At 66.8% G+C, this 8841-nt stretch carries 4 protein-coding genes; all 4 read left to right on the top strand.

Annotated features, from left to right (window positions below):
• The first annotated feature begins 421 nt into the window (after window positions 1-421).
• Window positions 422-1669 carry an efflux RND transporter periplasmic adaptor subunit gene (locus QZY48_RS05395; RefSeq protein ID WP_295428735.1) on the top strand — a complete coding sequence of 416 codons (1248 nt, stop codon included), beginning with the start codon at window positions 422-424 and terminating at the stop codon, window positions 1667-1669.
• 177 nt (window positions 1670-1846) lie between these two features.
• Window positions 1847-5026 (top strand): multidrug efflux RND transporter permease subunit, encoded by a 3180-nt coding sequence (locus QZY48_RS05390; RefSeq protein ID WP_295428732.1) that lies wholly within the window; start codon window positions 1847-1849, stop codon window positions 5024-5026.
• A gap of 629 nt (window positions 5027-5655) precedes the next feature.
• Window positions 5656-7356, top strand: coding sequence for a YbaL family putative K(+) efflux transporter (gene ybaL, locus QZY48_RS05385; protein ID WP_295428730.1), 1701 nt, complete (start codon window positions 5656-5658; stop codon window positions 7354-7356).
• A 386-nt stretch (window positions 7357-7742) separates the two neighbouring features.
• Window positions 7743-8675: a glycerophosphodiester phosphodiesterase family protein gene (locus QZY48_RS05380; RefSeq protein WP_295428728.1), complete on the top strand. Its 933-nt coding sequence runs from the start codon at window positions 7743-7745 to the stop codon at window positions 8673-8675.
• Window positions 8676-8841 lie beyond the last annotated feature (166 nt).

Genomic DNA, 8841 nt, shown 5'->3' with positions numbered 1-8841 from the left:
GATAGCCGGAATAACGATGAAGGCTGCCCCCGGGTGTTCAGGCGGGGAAGGATAGCGAATTCCTGGGGTCGGCGCGGCATCGGGGAGGCCGGAGGACGTCCAAGGCTGAAGCCTTGGACTCCAGGGTGTGGGCCGCGATCGTGCCCGAGGCCGCGGCTAGCCGCCCCCCGTCACTGCGATCGCAACGGTCTGCTCGAAGCGGCGCCCGGCGCTGTCCTTCACCTTCAGTCTGGATCGCACCCCTCGATGCTCCGGGAATCTGCGCGCGAGCCCCGGTAGTGGCAGAATAGGCAACTCGGCCCCGTCGGCTCCCAAGACCGAATCATCTATCTCCGCGCCCGCGCGTGAGATCCTTCAAAGAGCCTAACGCAGTCCCACCCATTCAGGCGGGGGCACCAGCCCCCGCGTTCGGAGTCTTCCCATGAGGTCTAAGTTGTTGCGCGGGATAGCGCTCGCTGTCGGCTTGGCCCTGGCGGCCGGGTGCGACAAGCCGGCCGGGTCGGCCGCCGCGGGTCCGGGGGCGGCCAAGCCCATCCCGGAGATAGCGGTGGTGACGGCCCAGGCCCAGGCGGTGCCGAACACCCGGGAACTGGTGGGGCGCCTGGCGGCGACCCGCTCGGCCCAGGTGCGGGCGCGCGTCGCGGGGGTCCTGCTGGAGCGGGTCTATACGGAGGGGACGGACGTCAAGCCGGGCCAGGTCCTGTTCCGCATCGATCCGGCCCGCCTGCAGGCCGCGCTCAACGCCCAGGAGGCGGCCCTGGTCCGGGCCGAGGCGGATGCCGCCAACGCCGCCCTGACCGCCAAGCGCTTTCTGGAGTTGCGGGAGAAGAAAACCTCGTCGCAACAAGACCTGGATACCGCCCAGGCGGCTGAGCGTACGACCGCGGCGGCGGTCAAGCAGGCGCGGGCCAATGTCGATGCCGCCCGCCTCGAACTGGGCTTTGCCACCGTCACCGCCCCCATCGCCGGGCGCGCCGGCCGCGCCCTGGTGACCGAGGGCACCCTGGTGGGGCAGGGGGACGCGACCCTGCTGACCACGGTGGATCGCATCGATCCGCTCTATGTCAACTTCAGCCAGTCGCCGACCGAGCTTGCCGACCTGCGTAAGCTCGCGGAGGCCGGGGCCAGGTCGGCCGCCGAGACCCAGGTCGAGGTGCTGTTGCCGGGCGGCACCCCCTATCCCCACCCGGGGACCCTGGACTTTTCCGACCTGGCGGTGGACCCGAACACCGGTGCCCTGTCCTTGCGCGCCACCCTGCCCAACCCCGATAAGGCCCTGTTGCCCGGGATGTTCGTGACACTGCGCCTGACCGCGGGAGCCTTGGAGCAGGCCTTTCTGCTGCCCCAGCCGGCCCTGTCGCGGGATGCCCAGGGGGCCTTTCTGCTGCTGGTGGACGACGCCGGCAAGGTCGCCCAGCGCCGGGTCACGAGCCGCGGTATGACCCGCAAGGAGTGGATCGTGACCGGCGACCTCAAGGACGGTGACCAGGTGATCGTCGCCGGGCTGCAGAAGGTCAAGCCGGGGGACACGGTGCGGATCGCGCCGCCCACCCCGTCGGCCGCGGCAGCCGCGGCGCCCGGCCCCGACCGACCTAAGGCCGAGGGGCCGCCAACCGCGGCGCCGGGAGTCCTGCAAGGGCCTAAGCCCATATCCAATAGCGGGAAATAGGGCAGGATCAACAGGATTTTTCAGGATTGACAGGAAATCATGCGAACGCACTTCCAATCATATTTCTGTAAATCCTGCGAAATCCTGTTAGTCCTGTCCGTTTATTCCGCGTCTGTCGGAACGCCGGCGGTGAAGCCGCCCCCTGGTCCGACCTTCGCGACACTGTCGAGCTAGCTCATGCCCCGCTTTTTCATCGACCGCCCCATCTTCGCCTGGGTCATCGCCATCCTCATCACCCTGGCCGGCGGTGTGGCCGCACTCAACCTGCCAGTCTCGGCCTACCCGCCCATCGCCCCGCCGCAGATCAGCATCACCGCCTCCTACCCGGGGGCGAGCGCGGAGGTCATGGAGAAGACCGTCACCTCGGTTATCGAGCAACAGCTCACCGGGGTGGATGACCTGCTCTATTTCGACTCCGTCTCGCGCGGGGTCGGCCAGGCCCAGATCACCCTGACCTTCCAGACCGGCACCAATCCGGACATCGCCCAGGTCCAGGTGCAGAATCGACTGAGTGTGGCCGAGCCCCGCCTGCCCCGGGACGTGGTGCAAAACGGTCTGGTGGTCGCCAAGGCCAACGCCGACTTCCTGATGGCGGTGGCGCTGCGTTCCAGTGACCCCGCGCTCGACAGCAACGCACTCGACAACCTGATCACGGCCCAGATTCTGGACCCCATCCGGCGCCTCCCCGGGGTGGGCGGGGCCACCCAGTTCGGCTCCGGCTACGCCATGCGCATCTGGCTCGATCCCGACAAGTTGCGCGGCTTCGGGCTCAGCGCCGCGACGGCCCTGGCGGCGGTCGTCGGCCAAAACATCCAGGTCGCCGCCGGCAATATCGGCTCCATGCCGGCCCTGCCCGGCCAGGGCTTCACCGCCTCGGTGACCGCCGCCAACCGCTTCACGACCACCAACGAGTTCGGCGAGATCATCCTGCACGCCAATCCGGACGGCAGTAATGTTCAACTCAAAGACGTCGCCCGCATCGCGCTCGGGGCCGAGTCCTTCGGGCGCGATGTCCACCTGGGGGCGGACTCGGTGGCCGGCTTTGCCATCCAACTCGCCCCGGAGGCCAATGCACTGGAGGTGGCCGCGGCGGTGCGGGCCAAGATGGACGAGCTGATGCAGTACCTGCCCGCCGGGGTGTCGTGGCTGAGCCCCTATGACAGCACGGCGTTCGTGCGCATCTCCATCCAGGAGGTGGTCAAGACCCTGGTGGAGGCGGTGGTCCTGGTCTTTCTGGTGATTCTGCTGTTCCTGCAGAACCTGCGCGCCACGCTCATTCCGACCCTGGTGGTGCCGGTGGCCCTCACCGGGGCCTTTGCCGGCATGTTCCTGGCGGGTTTCTCGATCAATGTGCTGAGCCTCTTCGCCCTGGTACTGGCCATCGGCCTGGTGGTGGACGACGCCATCGTGGTGGTGGAGAACGTCGAGCGGCTCATGACCGAGGAGGGCCTGTCGCCCAAGGAGGCGGCGCGCAAGGGGATGGATCAGATTACCGGGGCGGTGATCGCCATGACCCTGGTGTTGGCGGCGGTCTTCATCCCGATGGCCCTGGTGGGCGGGAGCGTGGGGGTCATCTACCGCCAATTCTCGCTGACCATCGTCATCTCCATGGGCATCTCCGCCCTCATGGCGCTGAGCTTCACCCCGGCCCTGTGTGCCACCCTGCTCAAACCCGTCCATGAACCCAATTGGTTCCTGCGCGGCTTCAACCGCGGTTACAACGCGATTGCCGGGGCCTATCTGCGCCGCGTCGCCAAGGCCCTCCGCCACACGCCGCGCTGGATGGTCTCCTTTGCCGCACTGCTGGTCCTGGCCGGCTGGCTCTTCACCCAATTGCCGTCGAGCTTTCTGCCGGAGGAGGACCAGGGCTACGCCTTCGCCATCGTGCAATTGCCCCCCGGGGCCACCATGCAGCGCACGACCGCGGTCTTGCAGGAGATGGACCAGATACTGCGGAAAAATCCGGCGGTCGACCGCGCCATGCTGGTCGCCGGGTTCAGCTTCGTCGGCCAAGGGGAGAATGTGGCCCTGGGCTTTATCCGGCTCAAGGACTGGGATGTCCGCACCAAGCCCGCGGAGCAGATCAAGGCCTTTATCCCGGCCATCAACGGCGCCCTGCAGGCGGTCAAGGGGGCGCGCATCTTCGTGGTCAACATGCCCACGGTGCGCGGGCTCGGCCGCTTCGGCGGCTTCGACTTCCGGCTCCAGGACCGCGCCGGTCTGGGCCACGCCCAGTTGATGCAGGCGCGCAATACGCTGCTCGCCGCCGCGGCCAAGGACCCGGATCTGGCCGGGGTGCGCCCCAATCAATTGGAGGACGGACCCCAGGTCCGCTTCACCGTGGACCGGCTCCAGGCCCAGGCCATGGGGCTCGACCTCGCCGACATCTATGGCGCCATCAGGCTCATGCTGGCCCCGGTCTATGCCAATGACTTCAACTACCAGGGGCGGGTGCTCAAGGTCCTGCTCCAGGCCGATGCCGCCTTCCGCAGCCGCCCCGAGGACCTGGCGCGCTATTTCATCCCCAGCCAGGGGGGCGGGCTGGACGACATGGTCCCCTTGAGTTCGGTGGTGAGCGCGGACTGGACCCTGGCCCCGCCCGCCATCGACCACTACAACGGCTTCGAGGCGATCCAGATCAACGGCAACCCGAGTCCCGGCCACAGCTCCGGCCAGGCCATGGCGGCGATGCAGAGGATCGTCGCCACCGAGCTGCCGCCGGGCATCGGCTTCGAGTGGTCCGGGGCCTCGCTCCAGGAGATCATCTCCGGCAAGCAGGCGCCCATCCTGTTCGCCCTGTCGCTGGCCGTGGTCTTCCTGGCGCTCGCCGCGCTCTATGAGAGTTGGTCGGTGCCGGCGGCGGTCATGCTGGTGGTGCCGCTGGGGGTGTTGGGGGCACTCTCATTCACCTGGCTGCGCGGCCTGGAGAACGATGTCTATTTCAAGGTCGGCCTGATCGCGGTCATCGGTCTCTCGGCCAAGAACGCCATCCTCATCATCGAATTCGCCAACACCCTGCACCAGTCGGGGCGCGGCCTGTATGAGTCGGTCATGGAGGCCGCCCGGCTGCGCCTGCGCCCCATCGTCATGACCTCCATCGCCTTCATCCTGGGTGTCACCCCGCTCGTCATCTCCAGCGGCGCCGGGGCCAACAGCCGCCACGCCATCGGCACCGGGGTCATGGGCGGAATGGTCGGCGCTACGCTGCTGGGGGTGCTGTTCGTGCCGGTCTTTTATGTCGTGGTGCGGCGGCTGCTGGGGGACCGGCTGGAGGGGGGCCAGGCGCAAGGAGCGGGTGCGGACGCCTCCGGTCAGACAGCGGAAGGTCCGCAACGCAACCCAACCCAAGGCGAATAGGACCCGGCGGCACCCGGTGCCGCTGGCCTCGATCAGGATTCCGGCCTTAAGGCGGACAAGGCCTTAGGGTGGACAAGCGCAGCGCAGTCCACCGCATCCCGCGCCTGCGGACGCAAGAACGCCGCGATCCTGTCGATCGCGTGGGACCCCAGGGGACGCGTAGCGGGACCTCAGTTCAGAATGCTGTAGGCAATGACGATCGGCGCGGTGAACACGATGGCGACGGCCACCAGCTCGGCGAGGCTCAGTTCTTTCAGGTGGGTCAGATAATTCATTACGGCAGACCTGTGATTGGGGACTTGTGGACCACGACGGACGTGGCCTTGGGGTAAACCTGTCCAGGGGCCCTTGGCGGGTCGGGGCGGGTCATAGATCACTTTATTAGTATATAACGATATAAAAGTCAACCCGAAATTCGTAAACTATTGTCTCGTATATTTGTTATTTTTCAGCGCACTAGACGCTTTGGAAAACCGCGCTGCTTAGCAATGATTATTGTCAACCAGGTTCCATATCTGGCGCGATGGATGGGCCCGGCGGGCGAGGCGCCGGGCGGGCGCGGGGCGGGTCAGCCGGCCGATCGCACCGTGTGCGGCGGGGCGTTGCGCGTCCGTAATTGAAGGTCAATCATGTCCCATAGTCTTCCGCTGGTCACGACCATTGCCACGGCCCTCGGGCTGGCGCTGGTGTTGGGCTTTCTGGCCGTGCGCCTCAAGCTCCCGACGCTGGTCGGTTATCTCCTGGCCGGCGTCCTCATCGGCCCCTTCACCCCCGGCTTTGTCGCCGATGGCGAGCTGGCCGGGGAACTCGCCGAGATCGGGGTCATGCTCCTGATGTTCGGTGTCGGGCTGCATTTCTCATTGGATGACCTCCTGGCGGTGCGCAAGATTGCCCTGCCCGGGGCCCTCCTGCAAATCGCCGTCGCGACCGCGCTGGGCGCCGGCGCGGCCTGGGCCTGGGGTTGGGGTTGGGGCTGGGGCGCCGCCCTGGTCTTCGGTTTGGCGCTCTCGGTGGCGAGTACCGTGGTGCTGCTGCGGGCGCTGGAGGCGCGCGGCGTACTGGACTCGATGAATGGGCGGATCGCCGTGGGCTGGCTGATCGTCGAGGACCTGGCCATGGTGCTGGTGCTGGTTCTGCTCCCGCCGCTGGCCGGGTGGCTCGGCGGGACGGCACCGGGCGGCGGGCACGGGAATCTATGGGTGACCCTCGGGATCACGCTGGCCGAGGTCGGGGCCTTCGTCGTCTTGATGCTGGTGGTCGGGCGCCGGGTCTTCCCGAAGCTGCTGTGGTATGTCGCCCGCACCGGTTCGCGTGAGCTCTTTACCCTGTGCGTCGTGGCAGCGGCGGTCAGTATTGCCTTCGGGGCGGCCACCCTGTTCGGCGTGTCCTTCGCCCTGGGGGCCTTTTTCGCCGGCATGGTCATGCGTGAGTCGGAGTTCAGTCACCGTGCCGCCGAGGAATCACTGCCGCTGCGCGATGCCTTTGCCGTCCTCTTCTTTGTCTCGGTGGGGATGCTGTTCGACCCGGCCATCCTGGTCGAGCAACCGCTGCGGGTCCTGACGGTGGTGGCCATCATCGTCCTGGGCAAGTCGGTCGCCGCCGCCGCCCTGGTCATCGCCTTCCGCTATCCCTTGAATACCGCCTTGACGGTTTCGGCGAGTCTGGCCCAGATCGGTGAGTTCTCATTCATCCTGGCCGGACTCGGGGTCAGCCTGGGCCTGCTGCCGCTCGCCGGCCAGAGCCTGATCGTGGCCGGCGCATTGATCTCCATGGCCATCAATCCGCTGGTCTTTGCCGCGGTCGAGCCACTGCAGGGTTGGGTCAGGCGCCGCTCCGCACTGGCCCGGCGGCTGGAACGGCCGGTCGATCCGCTGGCCCAGCTACCCATGGCGACCAAGGACCGGTATCTCTCCGGACAGGTGGTCCTGGTCGGCTATGGGCGCGTCGGCCGACGCATCGGCGCCGCGCTCGAGGCGCAGGATATCCCCTATGTCGTCGCCGAGCAGAACCGCGAGACGGTCGAGCGGCTGCGCGCCCGCGGGATCGCCGCCGTCGCGGGCAACGCGGCCGACCCGGCGGTATTGATCCAGGCCCATTGCGCGCGGGCGAGCATGCTGGTCGTAGCCACCCCCGATACCTTCGACGTGCGGCAGATGATCGCGGTTGCCCGCAAGCTCAATCCCACGATCGAGACGGTCGTGCGGACCCATAACGAAGAAGCGGCGGGGTTCTTGGAGCGCGAGGCCGCCGGCAAGGTCTTTCTGGGTGAGGAGGAATTGGCCAGGGCCATGAGCCGCTATGTCTTTGAGCGCTTCGGGCGGAGTCCTTAGGCGAATTTCTGATAATGTGGTACGGCCTTGATCATAAGTCCGCCCAGCCGACCCCCTCGTGACACCGCTCTAGCGGTGTCACGCATGTGTTGGGCGCTCTGCGCCCCGAGGTCGGCGGGCGGAGTTATGACCAAGGCCATGTGGTACGCACCCAACCGACCGGAGGTCGAGGCTTCAGCCGGACGGGGCACTCCCGCCCCGCTAAAGCGTCGGCCTCCGGTCGATAGGTCGGTCGCGGAAATCACCTGGGCGCTGATCGGGTCAACGCCTTCAATGATCTGTCTTTCTTTGTGTCTTTGTGTCTTTGTGAGAGCAATTGCCGGATTTGGGATGAGCGACCCCGCGACCAATTCCCATCGTTTTCGAGTTATTGCCGGAGATCCGCCATGACTGCCCCATCGAATCCCTTGCGCGCCGCGGGCGGCCTGCCCACCCAGGTCTATAACATCGCCCATCGCGGCGCCCGCGCCTTTGCCCCGGAGAATACGCTCGCCTCCTTTGCCAAGGCCCAGGGCTTTGGCTGCCCGATGTTCGAGATGGACGTCCACCAATCCAGGGATGGCGAATTGATCGTGCATCACGACGACAACTTGCTACGCTGCACCGATGTCAAGGCGAAGTTCCCCCGGCGCGCGCCCTATCTGCTCTCCGATTTTACCTTCGAGGAGTTGCGCCGCCTGGATGCCGGCAGTTGGTACCTCGCGGAACTTGCGCTGCCCCCGCCGCGGCGGCAGCCCTTCCTGCAAACCCTGAGCGATGCCGAGATCGCCGAATTCGTCAGCGCCGAGGACCGTAAACAGTACGGCTCCGGCGAGATTCGGCTCCCGACCCTGCGCGAGACGCTTGAGCTGGCCGCCGCTGCCGGCATGATGGTGAATATCGAGATCAAGACTCTGCCGCGGCAGTACCCGGGGCTTGCCAAGGAGACCGTCGAACTGGTCCAGGAACTGGACCTGGAGACCCGGGTCCTGATCTCCTCCTTTGACCATGAGCAGTTGGTGATCGTGCGTCAGTTGAGCCAGGTGATCCCCACCGGCGTCCTCACCAGCGACCGGATCGCCCGGCCCGCGGACTATCTGCGGCTCTTGGATGCCGACGCCTACAATCCCGGCTGCTATGGCGATTACGATTCGCTGGGCTTCGACTCGGTCACCGGTCAATTGGACGCCCAGGGCATCGCGGCCGTCCGCGCCGCCGGCCGCGGCGTCAACGTCTGGACCTGCAACGACCTGGACCAGATGTGCCAATTGATCACGGCCGGCGTGACGGGGCTGATCACCGATTTTCCCAACCGCGTGCGCGACGTGCTGGCCGTTTGAGTCCACTCGGCAATCCGGGCACCGAGCCGGACGCCCGGGGCTCGTCCGTCACCCGGAACATGAAAGTTCCTTGTGGGAGCGGCCTGCCGCCGCGATGCGCCGCCGCGGGGAACGTCGGATGCCGTGTTCTGCGCGCGGCCCGTCGCGGCTGAAGCCGCTCCCACAG

Source organism: uncultured Thiodictyon sp., assembly GCF_903828115.1.
Taxonomy (GTDB): Bacteria; Pseudomonadota; Gammaproteobacteria; order Chromatiales; family Chromatiaceae; genus Thiodictyon.
The sequence above is the reverse complement of the archived record's forward strand: the minus strand, read 5'-3'. Positions and strand labels throughout refer to the sequence as shown.